The following is a 16,611-nucleotide window of genomic DNA, read 5'->3' as shown; positions in this document are numbered from 1 at the left end:
ATGTCCGGTGGCGCTTATCTTTTTCTGGTTTACGACTCTTTCCAGAACTTTTGCTTACTCGTTTTACCAATCCCCGGATTCATACTGTTGGTGGGGTCATTCTCGCGGTAAAAACGGGTTAATGTCTCCGGTGCTTTATACAGATGTCCGACGTTATGCTCTGCTGGATACTGTGCTCCGCGCTCGTGCAGAAGCTCCAGCATCTGCTCTTTCAGCGCATGCGCATCCACGCCTTTTTTCACGATGTAATCCTGATGGAAGACGTAGCACATAAAGTGGCCGTAATAGAGTTTGTGCACCAGTTGGCTGTCGATCTCTGCAGGCAGATGCTCGTACCATTCGGTGTCGTTACGGCGCAGCGCGATATCCAGCGCCAGAATATCTTCCACTTCATCGGCATGTACGGCCTGATAACGAATCGCCGCGCCAGCCGCCGCAAAGCGATGCAAAAACGCCTTGCTGCCTTCTTCCGGCGTACAGGCAAAGAAGTCGCCTTCAGCGGTTTTGAAAAACTCGCTTAGCCAGTTTTGCGCTTCAGCCACGCCACCACCGGCCATTTTTAACAGCAGGTGATGTTCGTACTTATCGCGCCAGCTTTTCATGCGCGCTGGTAAGTGGCTGGGGAACAAATGGCCAAATTTCTGCATTGCCCGATCGGTGAAATGTGGACGGAAAATTTTCACTTTTTCCAGCATCGCATCGGTGCGACCTTTCAGGGTGAAGAAGAACGGCATTTTGTCGGTGCCGAGCTTGTCGATCATCAGAAACGTATCTTTGCCGTATTGCTCAGCGATGTCATAAATATCGCGGTGCATATATTCACCGGCGACCGGCAGATGCTCAAATTTTGCCAAAATATGACGGCGGATCTCCGTCAGCACCTCTGGCTGGTTGGTACCGATGTAAAAGACCTGCTGGTTTTTTTCGGCTTCGAAGGTGTCCAGACGCACCGCAAAAACCGCGAGCTTGCCTGCACAACCGGATGATTCAAACAACCGATCCGGGTCGGCGTTATAGCGAGCGGGCGTGTCCGCCTCAATATCTCTGACGCGGGTAACGTAGTCGTGATCGTGTGCATGACGCCCGTCATGGCGCACATCGTCATCTTTGATCCGCTCGTCATCAAGTTTGCTAAGGATCTGTTCCGGGGTCTGGCCCAGTTCGATACCCAGATGGTTAACCAGCTGTAATTTACCCTGCTCGTCAATACGCGCAAACAGCGACATCTCCGTGTATGCCGGACCGCGCTGAACCAGCGAGCCGCCGGAGTTGTTACAAATACCGCCAATCACTGAAGCGCCGATACAGGAAGATCCGATCACCGAATGCGGCTCACGGCCAAACGGTTTGAGCGCTTTTTCCAGTGAATAAAGCGTGGTGCCGGGATAGGCCAGCACCTGTTCGCCTTTGCCGATGACGTGCAGCTTATCAAGGCGCAGGGTGCTGATAATGACAATCTCGCGGTCGTAATCATTACCGCTCGGCGTAGAGCCTTCGGTCAGCCCAGTGTTGGCGGCCTGCATCAGGATAATTTTATCTGCAGCGACGCAAGCGTTGAGGACGCGCCACAGTTCTAAAAGCGAGCCAGGGAACACCACGGCGAGTGCATCGCCCTGACCGGAGCGGAATCCCTTGCGATAGCGGGCGGTTTTAGCAGGGTCTGTGAGCAGGTGTGAATGACCTACCAGACGGGTCAGTTCATTCAGAAAAGCTTTATTATCTGTTGTAATGGAAGACATTCTCCACTCCTTGTGGTGGGACTCAATATCAGGAACAAGCATAGCGCTTTGTATGACAATACGCTTTCTCATTCACATTGTCTCTGGGTTGTCTTCCACTGAGTCGCGTTGGTTTCGAAAATTAGGAGAATAACCTTAGCTTTCTTTATCGCTCCCGTTTAGTCTTACGGCAAACTGCGGTTTTTGTTATATTTTCGCTGCCTCGTCGGGAAAAAATAAAGAGAGAATCAACATGAAATGGCTATGTTCTGTAGGTGTCGCGGTGAGTCTGGCGTTGCAACCAGCGCTGGCGGACACGCTGTTTGGTAACCATCCTCTGACGCCAGAAGCGCGGGATGCATTCGTTACCGATTTACTTAAACAGATGACCGTGGATGAGAAAATTGGGCAACTACGCTTGATAAGCGTCGGGCCTGATAACCCGAAAGAAGCCATCCGCGAGATGATCAAAGACGGGCAGGTTGGGGCAATTTTTAACACCGTCACGCGCCAGGATATCCGCAAAATGCAGGATCAGGTGATGGCGCTCAGCCGCCTGAAAATTCCTCTCTTTTTTGCCTACGACGTATTGCACGGCCAGCGTACCGTGTTCCCGATAAGTCTCGGCCTGGCGTCCTCTTTTAATCTCGATGCGGTCAGAACCGTTGGCCGTATTTCCGCGTATGAAGCTGCCGATGATGGTCTGAATATGACCTGGGCGCCAATGGTCGATGTCTCTCGCGATCCGCGCTGGGGCCGTGCTTCAGAAGGTTTTGGTGAAGACACGTATTTAACGGCTACGATGGGTAAAACCATGGTGGAAGCGATGCAGGGGAAAAGCCCGGCTGACCGCTATTCGGTGATGACCAGCGTCAAGCACTTCGCCGCCTATGGCGCGGTTGAAGGTGGCAAGGAATATAACACCGTCGATATGAGCCCACAGCGTCTGTTCAACGACTATATGCCGCCGTATAAAGCCGGGCTGGACGCCGGTAGCGGTGCGGTGATGGTGGGTCTTAATTCGCTAAACGGTACGCCTGCAACCTCAGACGCCTGGCTGTTAAAAGACGTGCTGCGTGATGAGTGGGGCTTTAAGGGGATTACCGTTTCCGATCACGGCGCGATTAAGGAACTGATTAAGCACGGTACCGCCTCCGATCCTGAAGATGCGGTGCGTGTGGCGATCAAGTCCGGCATCAACATGAGTATGAGCGATGAGTATTACAGCAAATATCTGCCGGGCTTGATTAAATCCGGCAAAGTGACGATGGCGGAGCTGGACGACGCCGCGCGCCACGTGCTGAACGTGAAATATGATATGGGGCTGTTTAACGATCCGTACAGCCATCTGGGGGCCAAAGAATCTGACCCACAGGACACCAACGCAGAAAGCCGTTTGCATCGCAAAGAGGCGCGTGAAGTGGCGCGCGAAAGCCTGGTGCTGCTGAAAAACCGTCTGGAAACGTTGCCGCTGAAAAAATCGGCCACAGTGGCGGTTGTCGGTCCGCTGGCCGACAGCAAGCGTGATGTGATGGGCAGTTGGTCCGCCGCCGGTGTTGCCGAACAGTCGGTAACGGTACTGACGGGGATTAAAAATGCCGTCGGCGAACAGGGCAAAGTGCTGTACGCCAAAGGGGCGAATATCACCAACGACAAAGGCATTGTCGATTTCCTCAACCTGTATGAAGAAGCGGTAAAGGTTGACCCGCGTTCGCCGCAGGCGATGATCGATGAAGCCGTTAACGCCGCGAAGCAATCTGATGTGGTTGTCGCGGTAGTCGGTGAAGCGCAGGGCATGGCGCATGAAGCCTCCAGCCGCACCGATATCACCATTCCACAAAGTCAGCGTGACCTGATTGCCGCGCTGAAAGCCACGGGTAAACCTCTGGTTCTGGTGTTGATGAACGGTCGTCCGCTGGCGCTGGTTAAGGAAGATCAACAAGCCGATGCGATCCTCGAAACCTGGTTTGCCGGGACGGAAGGCGGTAACGCCATCGCCGATGTGCTGTTTGGTGATTACAATCCGTCAGGCAAGCTGCCGATGTCTTTCCCGCGCTCTGTTGGACAGATCCCGGTCTATTACAGCCATCTCAATACCGGTCGTCCGTATAACGCCGATAAGCCGAACAAGTACACCTCGCGCTACTTTGATGAAGCCAATGGTCCGTTGTATCCCTTTGGATATGGCCTGAGCTACACCACGTTTACGGTTTCTGATGTGAAGCTCTCTTCTCCGACGATGAAGCGTGACGGAACCGTGACGGCCAGCGTGCAGGTGACCAACACCGGCAAGCGCGAAGGTGCAACGGTGATTCAGATGTATTTACAGGATGTGACCGCCTCCATGAGTCGTCCGGTAAAACAGCTGAAAGGTTTTGAAAAAGTGAATCTTAAGCCAGGTGAAACCCAGACCGTCAGCTTCCCGATTGATATTGAAGCGCTCAAATTCTGGAACCAGCAGATGAAATACGATGCAGAACCTGGCAAATTTAACGTTTTCATCGGCGTGGATTCCGCCAGAGTGAAGCAGGGCGAATTTGAACTGCTGTAATAGATGAATAAAGTCATGCAGCATGCTTGATGGCCCTACGCTTATCAGGCTGACAAAGTCGTATCATCCGGCAAATTCATATTGGGTTTGCCGGATTTTTTTTATTTTATTATCGCCTTACCGCTAATAACTCTCAGCGTTACCACCCAATTGCCAGGTTAAGGCTTGATTTTTCGACTATGCTTTTTCCTCAAGTCTCTGAAAAGGGCCGCAAAAGGATGAGGAGTACAGCATGATAATCTCAAAAGTATCGGTGGGTTCGCTGGTGCTGTTAGCCGCGATAAGCCTACCCTTACAGGCCGCGTCACCCGTCACGGTTGGTTCAAAAATAGATACCGAAGGGGCGCTGCTCGGCAACATTATTTTGCAGGTGCTCGAAAGCCATGGCGTGAAAACTGTCAATAAAGTACAGCTGGGCACCACCCCAGTAGTGCGTGGGGCAATCACCTCCGGTGAGCTGGATATTTATCCGGAATATACCGGTAATGGCGCATTCTTTTTTAAAGATGAAAATGATCCGGCGTGGAAAAATGCGCAGGCCGGTTTCGAGAAAGTGAAAAAGCTGGATGCAGAGCAAAATAAGCTGGTCTGGCTAACGCCTGCTCCTGCCAACAATACCTGGACCATTGCGGTACGCCAGGATGTCGCGCAAAAGAACAAGCTTGAGTCCCTTGCTGATTTAGGCCGCTACCTGAAAGACGGGGGAACGTTCAAACTTGCTGCCTCTGCTGAATTTATCGAACGGGCTGACGCGTTGCCTGCGTTTGAAAAAGCCTATGATTTCAAACTAAATCAAAATCAGCTGTTGTCGCTAGCTGGGGGAGATACCGCGGTGACGATTAAAGCAGCGGCGCAGCAGACTTCTGGCGTCAATGCGGCGATGGCTTATGGCACCGATGGCCCGGTTGCGGCGCTCGGTCTGCAAACTTTAAGCGATCCAAAAGGTGTCCAGCCCATTTATGCGCCAGCACCCGTCGTACGTGAATCGGTGCTGAAAGACTACCCGCAAATGGGAGAATGGCTACAACCGGTTTTTGCCAGCCTGGATGAAAAAACGTTGCAGCAGCTGAATGCCAGTATTGCCGTGGAGGGGCTGGATGCGAAAAAAGTTGCAGCAGACTACCTGAAGCAAAAAGGATGGGTGAAGTAACGGAGTTTGCAGCAGGTGGGTGTTTTGTCAAAGATTTCAGTTAATCGGGTGCTGTTGTTACTGGTACTTCTTACCTTCGCGGCGGCAGCGCTGCCTTTCATTAGCTATGCGCCTAATCGCCTGGTCTCTGGTGAGGGGCGCCAACTCTGGGATATCCGGCCCGACATGGCGTGGGGATTAGCAGTAGCCTGTTTGCTGCTGTTTCTTCTGTGCTTTGTACCGGGAAAGCCCGGCAATATATTGACGCTTGTTATTAGCCAGTTGCTGGTTATTGCAGCGCTGGTAACCGCAGGAACAACGGCAACGTATCTGGCCCAGACGGGAAGTCCACTGGCCAGAACCAGCCTGGGCAGCGGGTTCTGGTTGGGGCTAGGACTAATGTTGCTGGCCGCCAGTGACGCCATTCGTCGCATAACTGAGCTGGCATCATGGCGTTGGCTGTTGCACGCGCAAATGTTTATTTTTCCGCTGGTGCTTTTGTTCTCCGGCACGTTTAACGATCTATCCCTGCTTAAAGAATATGCCAACCGTCAGGATGTCTTCAACGACGCCCTGGCGCAGCATCTGACAATTCTGTTCGCTACCGTGGTGCCCGCGCTGCTTATTGGTGTGCCGTTGGGCATCTGGTGTGCTTTCTCTGTCTCCCGTCAGGGGCCGGTTTTTGCGGTACTGAATATCATCCAAACCATTCCCTCAGTCGCGCTGTTTGGCCTGTTAATTGCGCCCCTTGCCGGGTTGGTGAAGCACTTTCCTTTGTTGGGTTCGCTCGGCGTCGCCGGGACCGGCCTGACGCCTGCGCTTATTGCGTTAGTGCTGTATGCGCTGTTACCGCTGGTACGTGGCGTTGTGGCTGGGTTGAATCAGGTGCCGCAGGATGTACTGGAAAGCGCCCGAGCGATGGGGATGAACACTTTCCAGCGGTTTGTCTCGGTGCAGTTCCCGCTGGCATTGCCAGTCTTCTTGCGCAGTTTACGGGTAGTGATGGTGCAAACGGTGGGAATGGCGGTGATTGCTGCACTGATTGGCGCAGGGGGATTTGGCGCGCTGGTCTTTCAGGGATTGCTCAGTAGCGCCGTCGATTTAGTGTTGCTGGGCGTGATCCCGGTTGTGGTACTGGCGGTATTGATTGATGCGCTGTTTGATTTAGGGCTCGCGCTGCTAGAGGTATCGAATAATGATTGAATTTCGCCATGTCAGTAAAACCTATGGCCAGCAAAAAGCCGTTGACGACCTTAATCTGCGGTTGGGGGAGGGCAGCTTTTCGGTGTTAATTGGCACGTCAGGTTCCGGGAAATCCACCACGCTGAAAATGATCAATCGGCTGGTTGAACATGACAGCGGACAGATTCGCTTTGCCGGGGAAGAGATCCGCAGCCTACCGGTACTGGAGTTAAGGCGGCGCATGGGATACGCGATTCAGTCTATTGGCTTGTTTCCCCACTGGACCGTCGCGCAGAACATCGCCACGGTGCCGCAGCTACAAAAGTGGTCGCGTTCACGTATTGATGACCGAACAGACGAACTGATGGCGCTGCTGGGTCTTGAGGAAAGTTTGCGCCATCGTTACCCGCATCAGCTGTCTGGCGGGCAACAGCAGCGGGTCGGAGTGGCGCGTGCCCTGGCGGCAGATCCGCAGGTACTGCTGATGGATGAGCCTTTTGGCGCGCTGGATCCGGTCACCCGCGGTGCGCTGCAGCAGGAGATGACGCGTATTCATCGTCTGCTCGGGCGTACCATTGTGCTGGTGACGCATGATATCGACGAGGCGCTAAGGCTGGCGGAGCATCTGGTTCTGATGGATGCAGGAAAGGTAGTGCAGCAAGGCACGCCGCTGTCGATGCTGACAGCACCGGCGAACGAATTCGTGCAAACATTCTTTGGCCGTAGTGAACTGGGCGTACGTCTACTGTCGCTTCGCACGGTAGGGGATTTTATCCGTCGCGGTGAACACACAGCCGGTGAACCGTTGGTAGATGAAATGACGCTGCGTGATGCGTTGTCGGTGTTCGTAGCGCGCGGTTGCGACGTCTTGCCGGTCGTGACCCCGCAGGGGTTGTCCTGCGGGACGCTTCATTTTCGTGATTTGCTTTCGGAGATGCCGACCCGTGAAACGTCTTGCTGATCCGTTGTTATGGCTTATTGTTCTGTTTCTGGTCCTGTTAGTTGGGTTGCCTCATAGTCAGGCCTTGTTCAGTGCGCTATTTCCGGCGCTACCGCGTCCCGTGTATCAGCAGGAAAGTTTTGCGGCGCTGGCACTGAGCCATTTTGGCCTGGTGGGGATTTCAAGCCTGATTGCCGTACTTATTGGCACCGGGGCCGGTATAGCGGTAACCCGACCCTGGGGCGCGGAATTCCGGCCGATGGTGGAAACCATTGCCGCCGTGGGGCAGACCTTTCCGCCAGTTGCGGTGTTGGCGATAGCTGTACCGGTGATGGGATTTGGTCCTGAACCGGCAATTATCGCGTTGATCCTGTATGGCGTATTACCGATCTTGCAGGCAACACTGGCGGGACTCGGCGGAATTTCACCCAGCGTGATGGATATTGCCAGCGGAATGGGAATGAGTCAGGGGCAGCGGCTGCGTAAAGTCGAGTTGCCGCTGGCGGCCCCGGTGATTCTGGCCGGGATTCGCACGTCGGTGATTATTAATATCGGCACCGCAACCATCGCCTCAACCGTTGGGGCGAACACACTGGGTACGCCGATTATTATCGGGCTGAGTGGGTTCAATACCGCCTATGTGATTCAGGGAGCGCTGCTGGTCGCGCTGGCGGCGGTAATTGTTGACCGCGGGTTTGAGCGATTAGCGAGCCGCCTTACCCGGCACGTAAAATGAATGTGTAGCCTGCCAGCATGACGCCGCCGATACCGCCGATAGCCATTAGCAGAAAGAGGGTGATAACACCGATTTTAGCTGCGCTCATTATGCACTCCTTATGTGAATCCAAGGATTGTACACGTTTGTTAATAGAATATTAAGAGCCTGGATCATTAGGCGTTATTGGCGCAGACAGTTTGAACACGGCCAGCGCGGAAGAACCGGAGCGTACACGTAGTACGTGAGGATTATTCGCTACGCTCACCCTCCGGGCCGCCCTAAAGGGCGTTCAAAACTCTCTGAGTGTTGTCTGAGCACTGCCCAGGTTCGAAATGGCAAGCAAAATAGCCCTAATGGGCCAGGCTCTAAATACCGAGTGGATAAATATCGTGACCCAACGCGCGCCATTCGTTCAGCTGTTGCTGCTGAGCGGGCGTTTGGTTCTCGCCGCACCAGACAAGCAAGGTGCGACCTTCAAACAGCTCCGGTCGCAGTTGGTTCAGCGAATGGGCAAGGACGTCAATGCGCCATCCCTGCTGGCTGGCGACCCAACCTTCCAGCCATAAACGGGTCGTATCCTGAATGTTCCAGCCAACCACCAGAGCATCTTTCCCCTGTTTCTTACGCGCCGAAGCCAGACAAATTGCGATGTAGTTGATCAGTACGCCGTCGAGGATCCCCAGTAACGCCTGCAGGATCGGCTGTTGGCATTGCAGACGTCGGCGCAGCGGAATGAACAAATGGGTGTTGAGCGTTTGTGCGGGATAATCCTGGCCGCGCTCTTTGATCCACAGTCTGAGGCTATGCAGATTATTACTTTGCAAATAGCTCAACAGCGTCTCTTGTTGTTCACGCCAACCGTTATGCACATCAATGCTCTCATTGCTGAGCAACATTTTAACCTTGCTGACCTGAACACCGTTGTTTATCCAGCGTTTTATCTCGCGGATCCGGTCGATATCCGCATCGTTAAACAGGCGATGCCCGCCGTCTGTCCGCTGCGGTTTAAGTAATCCGTAACGCCTCTGCCACGCGCGTAAAGTGACAGGGTTGATATCACAAAGCAAAGCCACTTCACCTATTGTGTAAAGCGCCATCGTCGTCTCACTCTTGCTCGCGAGGTCCCAGTTTTACTTTAGACGCTCTTTTGCGAACCAGGTAGTTTTGTCTGTTTTTTGATCTATGAATGGGTGAATTTGTAACCATGCTCGCGCTTTCGAGTGATCGTTCTCACAAATTCGTCTTTTTTTGCAACACTTCAAAGAAAGTTACACGCAGCCCATGTATGTTACGCGCTTTTAAGTGATGTGTGGTTGGCGGGTATGTACGAGTTTAATCTGGTGTTGCTGCTGCTTCAGCAGATGTGTGTGTTCCTCGTTATCGCGTGGCTCATGAGCAAAACGCGTTTGTTTATCCCGCTGATGCAGGTGACTATCCGACTCCCGCACAAACTGCTTTGCTATGTTACTTTTTCCATTTTCTGCATTTTAGGTACCTATTTCGGGCTGCACATTGATGATTCTATTGCCAACACTCGCGCTATAGGCGCGGTGATGGGCGGGCTGCTTGGCGGCCCTGTGGTCGGTGGTTTAGTTGGTCTTACCGGCGGTTTGCATCGTTATTCGATGGGTGGGATGACAGCGCTTAGCTGCATGATCTCGACCATTGTGGAAGGGTTGCTAGGCGGGCTGGTGCACAGCGTGCTCACCCGTCGTGGTCGTACCGATAAAGTCTTTAGTCCGCTGACTGCGGGGGCGATTACCTTTGTCGCCGAACTGGTGCAGATGCTGATCATCTTATTAATTGCCCGTCCGTTTGACGATGCGTTTCGGTTGGTCAGCAATATTGCCGCGCCTATGATGGTAACCAATACCGTGGGCGCCGCCTTGTTTATGCGTATTTTGCTCGATAAACGCGCGATGTTTGAAAAATATACCTCCGCTTTTTCCGCCACAGCACTCAAAGTTGCCGCCTCAACGGAAGGTATTTTACGCCAGGGGTTCAATGAGGTTAACAGCATGAAGGTTGCTCAGGTGCTGTATGAAGAGCTGGATATCGGTGCGGTGGCGATTACCGATCGTGAGAAACTGCTGGCATTTACCGGTATTGGTGACGATCACCATCTACCCGGCAAACCTATTTCATCGTCATATACCCAACGCGCGATTGAAACCGGAGAGGTGGTGTATGCCGATGGGAATGAAGTTCCTTACCGTTGCTCTTTGCACCCGCAATGCAAATTAGGCTCGACGCTGGTGATCCCCCTGCGAGGTGAAAACCAGCGGGTAATGGGGACCATCAAACTGTATGAAGCCAAAAACCGCCTCTTTAGTTCGATCAACCGTACGCTGGGGGAAGGGATCGCCCAACTGCTTTCGGCACAGATTCTGGCCGGGCAGTATGAGCGGCAAAAAGCGATGCTCACGCAGTCGGAAATAAAACTCCTGCACGCCCAGGTCAATCCCCATTTTCTGTTTAATGCACTCAACACCATCAAAGCTGTGATCCGACGCGATAGCGAGCAGGCCAGCCAACTGGTGCAGTATCTGTCGACGTTCTTTCGTAAAAATTTAAAACGCCCGTCGGAAATTGTGACGCTGGCCGATGAAATTGAACACGTTAATGCTTATCTGCAAATTGAGAAGGCACGATTCCAGTCGCGTCTTCAGGTGACCTTGACGGTGCCAGAAGAACTTTCGCATCAGCAATTACCCGCCTTTACTCTGCAACCCATCGTGGAGAATGCCATTAAACACGGTACTTCTCAGTTACTGGATACCGGTGAAGTATCGATCACCGCCCGTCGCGAAGGGCAATATCTGATGCTGGATATTGAAGACAATGCCGGGCTGTATCAGCCAACCTCAGAAGCCAGTGGACTGGGTATGAATCTGGTCGATAAACGACTGCGTGAGCGGTTTGGCGATGATTTTGGCATCAGCGTAGCGTGTGAACCTGACCGCTTTACTCGAATCACTTTACGACTTCCTCTGGAGGAACTGGCATGATCAAAGTGCTGATTGTCGATGACGAACCGTTAGCCCGGGAGAATCTGCGGATCCTGTTGCAAGAGCAAAGCGACATCGAGATTGTCGGTGAATGTTCGAATGCGGTGGAAGCCATTGGCGCGGTGCATAAATTGCGTCCGGATGTTCTGTTCCTTGATATTCAGATGCCGCGAATCAGCGGCCTGGAAATGGTTGGCATGCTTGATCCCGAGCATCGTCCGTACATTGTTTTTCTGACCGCCTTTGATGAGTATGCGGTGAAAGCCTTCGAAGAACATGCGTTTGATTATCTGCTCAAGCCGATTGAAGAAGCACGGCTGGAAAAAACGCTGATCCGTTTGCGTCAGGAGCGTACCAAGCAGGATGTATCACTGCTGCCAGAAAATCAGCAGGCACTGAAGTTTATTCCGTGCAGCGGCCATAGCCGGATCTATTTGCTGCAAATGGATGATGTGGCGTTTATCAGCAGTCGCATGAGTGGTGTGTATGTGACGAGCAGCGATGGTAAAGAAGGCTTCACTGAGTTGACGCTCAGGACGCTGGAGAGCCGTACTCCTCTGCTGCGTTGTCATCGGCAATATCTGGTAAATATGGCGCAATTGCAGGAGATCCGTCTGGAAGACAACGGTCAGGCGGAACTGATTTTGCGTAACGGACTGACCGTTCCGGTGAGTCGTCGTTATCTTAAAAGTCTAAAAGAGGCGATTGGACTGTAAAACTGATACACTGCGCGCCATTGCATCACCGACAGTTGAAGGCTCTATGCTAAGTAACGATATTCTTCGTAGCCTGCGCTACACCCTGAAAGCGAACAATAACGACATGGTGCGTATTCTTGCGCTTGCTGACATGGAATCCACCTCCGCAGGTTTCGATACCTGGATGACAAAAGAAGATGAAGCTGGGTTTGTTCGTTGCCCGGATATCATTCTCTCCGGTTTTTTAAACGGCCTGATTTATCATCTGCGTGGTAAAGATGATTCTGCACCGGAACTGGCGCTGGAGCGTCGTGTTAATAGCAATACGGTGCTGAAAAAGCTGCGTATCGCCTTTTCGCTGAAAACCGACGATATTCTGGCTATTATGACCGAGCAGAAATTCCGTGTGTCGATGCCGGAAATTACCGCCATGATGCGTGCACCTGATCATAAGAACTATCGCGAATGCGGCGATCAGTTCCTGCGTTATTTTCTGCGTGGTTTGACATCACGGGTACATAACGCGAAGCCATAAAGAAAAAATGGGCGACGCCGATTAAAATCGGGTCGCCGATGGTTTACTTCACTTCTTTAAAACCCGCCGATTCCATTACCGTTTGCATTTGCTTCATGCTGATGTTTTTATCGGCGTTTTCAGATAGCTTCATCCCTGAAATGGCCTGCAACGCTTTTATATCAACTTTTTCCATATCGATAGTGACATTTTCTTGCGCGTAGGTATCTGAATAGGTGAGTTTTTCTTCTATGCCAGTAATGTTCTGATATTTGGCGCTTAATGCGTCGAATACTTTTTCTGCTTCCTCTTTATTGCTGGCACCGACTGACGCATAGCTAATTTTACTTTCGGAGATTTGCTTCAGGACCTTATCACCTTTATAGGTGTAAGAGACGGTGATATCAGAACCATTAATGTTGGCATTGAATGTTTTTGTCTCTTCTTTATCACCACATCCCGCCAGGGAAAAAACCACAATCGATGCCACGGCGAGAGAAAATAATTTTTGTAACGCTTTCATGTAAAACTCCATTTCATGAATATCGGATGTTAAATAATAACGTCCACGAATCTGGTGAGCCCGGACTACCTTGATACCAGAGCAGTATAGAATAAATCTAATATTAACAACGAAGCAGTCCGAAAATGGAGCAGGGGTTAAGATTAGAGGAAGCACTTGCGTAGCAAAAAAAAGCGCTGCGGTTGCAGCGCTTGAGATGTTTGATTTACTTCACCTGTTGGCCTGGTTTTGCACCTTCGTCAGGGCTTAACAGGAAGATATCTTTCCCGCCAGGACCTGCGGCCATCACCATCCCTTCGGAAATGCCGAAGCGCATCTTACGTGGTGCCAGGTTGGCAACCATAATGGTCTGGCGGCCAATCAGGACCTGCGGATCTGGATACGCAGAACGAATACCAGAGAAGACGTTACGTTTCTCACCACCGAGATCCAGCGTCAGACGCAGCAGTTTGTCGGAACCTTCCACGAACTCGGCGTTTTCAATCAGCGCTACACGCAGGTCAACTTTGGCGAAATCGTCAAAGGTGATGGTTTCCTGAATCGGGTCATCAGCCAGCGGGCCGGTAACCGGTGCAGCAGCTGCTTTCACTTCTTCTTTCGACGCCTCAACCAGCGCTTCAACTTGTTTCATGTCGATGCGATTGTAGAGCGCTTTAAAGGTGTTGACCTTGTGGCCGAGCAGTGGCTGCTCAATGGCATCCCAGCTCAGTTCGCTGTTCAGGAAAGCTTCAACACGTTCAGCAAGCGTTGGCAGAACCGGTTTCAGGTAGGTCATCAGCACGCGGAACAGGTTGATACCCATGGAGCAGATCGCCTGCAGGTCGGCATCGCGGCCTTCCTGTTTAGCTACGACCCACGGTGCCTGTTCGTCAACGTAGCGGTTTGCCACGTCGGCCAGCGCCATGATTTCACGGATAGCTTTACCAAATTCACGGCTTTCCCATGCTTCGCCAATCACCGCTGCGGCGTCGGTGAAGGTTTTATACAGCGCCGGGTCGGCCAGCTCAGCCGCCAGAATGCCGTCAAAACGCTTAGCAATAAAGCCAGCGTTACGGGATGCCAGGTTGACTACTTTGTTGACGATATCGGCGTTAACGCGCTGGACAAAGTCTTCCAGGTTCAGGTCGATGTCATCAATACGTGAAGAAAGCTTCGCGGTGTAGTAGTAGCGCAAGCTGTCGGCATCGAAGTGCTTCAGCCAGGTGCTGGCCTTAATGAAGGTGCCGCGAGATTTGGACATCTTCGCGCCGTTCACCGTCACATAACCGTGTACAAACAGGTTGGTCGGCTTACGGAAGTTGCTGCCTTCCAGCATGGCAGGCCAGAACAGACTGTGGAAGTAAACGATATCTTTACCGATGAAGTGATACAGCTCGGCGTCAGAATCTTTCTTCCAGTACTCGTCAAAACTGGTGGTGTCACCGCGCTTATCGCACAGGTTTTTGAATGAACCCATATAGCCAATTGGCGCGTCCAGCCAGACATAGAAGTACTTGCCAGGCGCATTCGGGATTTCAAAACCGAAGTACGGGGAATCGCGAGAGATATCCCACTGTTGCAGGCCGGATTCGAACCATTCCTGCATTTTGTTGGCGACCTGCTCCTGTAACGCGCCGCTGCGCGTCCACGCCTGCAGCATTTCGCTAAATGACGGCAGATCAAAGAAGAAGTGTTCGGAGTCACGCATCACCGGCGTTGCGCCAGACACGACGGATTTCGGCTCGATAAGTTCGGTCGGGCTGTAGGTTGCGCCGCAGACTTCACAGTTATCGCCGTACTGATCCGGAGACTTACATTTCGGGCAGGTGCCTTTAACAAAACGGTCCGGCAGGAACATGCCTTTTTCCGGATCGTAAAGCTGGGAGATTGTACGGTTCTTAATAAAACCGTTCTCCTTCAGGCGAGTATAAATCAGCTCAGACAACTCACGGTTCTCTTCGCTGTGCGTCGAGTGGTAGTTGTCATAGCTGATGTCAAAACCTGCAAAATCAGTCTGATGCTCCTGACTCATTTCACCGATCATCTGCTCTGGCGTGATCCCAAGCTGCTGTGCTTTCAGCATGATTGGCGTACCGTGTGCGTCGTCCGCGCAGATGAAGTTAACCTGGTGGCCGCGCATTCGCTGGTAACGGACCCAGACATCAGCCTGGATGTGCTCCAGCATATGGCCGAGGTGGATTGAGCCGTTGGCGTACGGCAGCGCGCACGTTACCAGAATTTTCTTCGCGACTTGAGTCATAGTGGGCAATTACTTCTTTTGTAGTGAAAAGGGCTTTGATAGTACCAAAATGGTAATTACTGCGCCAAGCGATAAGGGCATTTATCCGTAAATGAATAATTGTTGCGGTTGGAGTAAACTACCTGGTGACTATTGTATATTCAGAACAACAAAAAGGAGTCGGGATGAACGCACAATCCCAGGCCAAATCACCAGAGACCCTGCGCGCCATGGTTGCCGGGACGCTGGCGAATTTTCAGCATTCAACCCTGAAGCATAATCTGACGACGCTTAAAGCGTTGCACCACGTCGCCTGGATGGATGACACGTTGCACGTTGAGCTGGTCATGCCGTTTGTCTGGCATAGCGCGTTTGAGGACTTAAAAGAGCAATGTAGCGCCGATCTGCTGCGTATTACCGGTGCGAAAGCGATCGACTGGAAACTGTCGCATAACATCGCGACGCTGAAACGCGTGAAAAACCAGCCGGGTATTAATGGTGTGAAAAACATCATCGCCGTCAGTTCAGGTAAAGGTGGCGTGGGTAAATCCTCTACCGCCGTGAACCTGGCGCTGGCGCTGGCTGCAGAAGGGGCGAAGGTAGGGATTCTGGACGCCGATATTTATGGTCCGTCTATCCCGACAATGCTTGGCGCGGAAAACCAGCGTCCAACCTCGCCAGATGGTACCCACATGGCACCGATCATGTCTCATGGTCTGGCAACGAACTCCATTGGTTATCTGGTCACTGACGATAACGCGATGGTATGGCGCGGCCCGATGGCCAGCAAAGCGCTGCTGCAGATGTTGCAGGAAACCTTATGGCCGGATCTTGATTATCTGGTACTGGATATGCCGCCGGGCACCGGTGACATCCAGCTGACGCTGGCGCAGAACATTCCGGTAACGGGCGCAGTTGTTGTCACTACGCCGCAGGACATCGCGCTGATCGATGCGAAAAAGGGCATCGTGATGTTCGAAAAAGTCGAAGTGCCGGTACTGGGTATTGTTGAGAATATGAGTATGCATATTTGCAGCAACTGCGGTCACCATGAACCGATCTTCGGTACCGGTGGGGCACAGAAGTTGGCCGAGCAGTATCACACTCAACTGCTGGGACAGATGCCACTGCATATTTCTCTGCGTGAGGACCTCGATCGTGGTACGCCGACGGTGATTAGCCGTCCTGATAGCGAATTTACTGCTATTTACCGCGACCTGGCAGGACGAGTGGCTGCACAGCTCTACTGGCAGGGAGAGGTTATTCCGGGCGAGATTGCCTTCCGCGCGGTGTAATTTATAGCGTTACAGATATTCACCGCATCAATGTATTATTGATGCGGTGAATATATTAAATTTAAAAATCTTACGATATTGTTCACTCTGCGTTTATAATTCATGCCTTTTTCCGAA

Annotated in this window: 14 protein-coding genes; 9 read left to right on the top strand and 5 right to left on the bottom strand. The window is 52.2% G+C overall.

Translation table 11 applies throughout. The annotated features are described in order from the left end of the window. Window positions 1–29: 29 nt before the first annotated feature. Window positions 30–1,739: a D-lactate dehydrogenase gene (dld, locus tag C2U43_RS17125; protein ID WP_020996666.1), complete on the bottom strand. Its 1,710-nt coding sequence runs from the start codon at window positions 1,737–1,739 to the stop codon at window positions 30–32. 232 nt (window positions 1,740–1,971) lie between these two features. On the opposite strand from dld, the gene bglX reads away from it, so the two are divergent. The 5 genes from bglX to C2U43_RS17100 all read left to right on the top strand — a co-directional run bounded on the left by bglX (window position 1,972) and on the right by C2U43_RS17100 (window position 8,256). Next, the gene (gene bglX / locus C2U43_RS17120) at window positions 1,972–4,269 is read left to right on the top strand and encodes a beta-glucosidase BglX (protein WP_103285544.1); all 2,298 of its coding nucleotides are present in this window, start codon (window positions 1,972–1,974) and stop codon (window positions 4,267–4,269) included. Between the two features lie 232 nt (window positions 4,270–4,501). Further along, the gene (gene osmF / locus C2U43_RS17115) at window positions 4,502–5,419 is read left to right on the top strand and encodes a glycine betaine ABC transporter substrate-binding protein OsmF (protein WP_008785251.1); all 918 of its coding nucleotides are present in this window, start codon (window positions 4,502–4,504) and stop codon (window positions 5,417–5,419) included. Between the two features lie 15 nt (window positions 5,420–5,434). Continuing rightward, window positions 5,435–6,601 (top strand): ABC transporter permease, encoded by a 1,167-nt coding sequence (locus tag C2U43_RS17110; protein WP_103286007.1) that lies wholly within the window; start codon window positions 5,435–5,437, stop codon window positions 6,599–6,601. Then, the gene (locus C2U43_RS17105; protein ID WP_032943978.1) at window positions 6,594–7,541 is read left to right on the top strand and encodes an ABC transporter ATP-binding protein; all 948 of its coding nucleotides are present in this window, start codon (window positions 6,594–6,596) and stop codon (window positions 7,539–7,541) included. Before C2U43_RS17110 ends, C2U43_RS17105 begins: the two co-directional genes overlap by 8 nt. Then, the gene (locus tag C2U43_RS17100; RefSeq protein ID WP_060683544.1) at window positions 7,525–8,256 is read left to right on the top strand and encodes an ABC transporter permease; all 732 of its coding nucleotides are present in this window, start codon (window positions 7,525–7,527) and stop codon (window positions 8,254–8,256) included. Before C2U43_RS17105 ends, C2U43_RS17100 begins: the two co-directional genes overlap by 17 nt. Here the strand turns inward: C2U43_RS17100 and C2U43_RS17095 are convergent. Then, window positions 8,237–8,344 (bottom strand): protein YohO, encoded by a 108-nt coding sequence (locus C2U43_RS17095; RefSeq protein ID WP_003027354.1) that lies wholly within the window; start codon window positions 8,342–8,344, stop codon window positions 8,237–8,239. The genes C2U43_RS17100 and C2U43_RS17095 overlap by 20 nt on opposite strands. Window positions 8,345–8,603: 259 nt before the next feature. Continuing rightward, window positions 8,604–9,335: an HTH-type transcriptional regulator MlrA gene (gene mlrA / locus C2U43_RS17085; RefSeq protein WP_003027351.1), complete on the bottom strand. Its 732-nt coding sequence runs from the start codon at window positions 9,333–9,335 to the stop codon at window positions 8,604–8,606. Window positions 9,336–9,560: 225 nt separating this feature from the next. Here mlrA and C2U43_RS17080 point away from each other — a divergent pair, with 225 nt between their 5' ends. Genes C2U43_RS17080 through C2U43_RS17070 form a run of 3 tightly spaced genes read left to right on the top strand, consistent with a single transcriptional unit; the run spans window position 9,561 to window position 12,479 of the window. After that, the gene (locus tag C2U43_RS17080) at window positions 9,561–11,246 is read left to right on the top strand and encodes a sensor histidine kinase (protein ID WP_003834458.1); all 1,686 of its coding nucleotides are present in this window, start codon (window positions 9,561–9,563) and stop codon (window positions 11,244–11,246) included. After that, window positions 11,243–11,962, top strand: a complete 720-nt coding sequence (gene btsR, locus C2U43_RS17075) for a two-component system response regulator BtsR (protein ID WP_003840155.1) — start codon at window positions 11,243–11,245, stop codon at window positions 11,960–11,962. The genes C2U43_RS17080 and btsR overlap by 4 nt, the downstream gene beginning before the upstream one ends. A gap of 46 nt (window positions 11,963–12,008) precedes the next feature. Next, a complete protein-coding gene (locus C2U43_RS17070) occupies window positions 12,009–12,479 on the top strand; it encodes a DUF1456 family protein (protein ID WP_103286006.1) in 471 nt (156 codons plus the stop codon). A 43-nt stretch (window positions 12,480–12,522) separates the two neighbouring features. Here the strand turns inward: C2U43_RS17070 and C2U43_RS17065 are convergent, their stop codons facing one another. Then, window positions 12,523–12,981, bottom strand: a complete 459-nt coding sequence (locus tag C2U43_RS17065) for a YehR family lipoprotein (protein WP_103285543.1) — start codon at window positions 12,979–12,981, stop codon at window positions 12,523–12,525. Window positions 12,982–13,186: 205 nt separating this feature from the next. Then, window positions 13,187–15,220 (bottom strand): methionine--tRNA ligase, encoded by a 2,034-nt coding sequence (gene metG / locus C2U43_RS17060; RefSeq protein WP_048215927.1) that lies wholly within the window; start codon window positions 15,218–15,220, stop codon window positions 13,187–13,189. Window positions 15,221–15,384: 164 nt separating this feature from the next. Between metG and apbC the strand changes: the two genes are divergently transcribed. Then, entirely contained in the window at window positions 15,385–16,494 is a 1,110-nt protein-coding gene (apbC, locus tag C2U43_RS17055) for an iron-sulfur cluster carrier protein ApbC (RefSeq protein WP_003027343.1), read from the top strand. Window positions 16,495–16,611 lie beyond the last annotated feature (117 nt).

This window comes from Citrobacter freundii complex sp. CFNIH9, assembly GCF_002903305.1.
Lineage (GTDB): Bacteria > Pseudomonadota > Gammaproteobacteria > Enterobacterales > Enterobacteriaceae > Citrobacter > Citrobacter portucalensis.
Note: the sequence above shows the minus strand (reverse complement) of the source record. Positions and strands in the feature narration are given on the sequence as shown.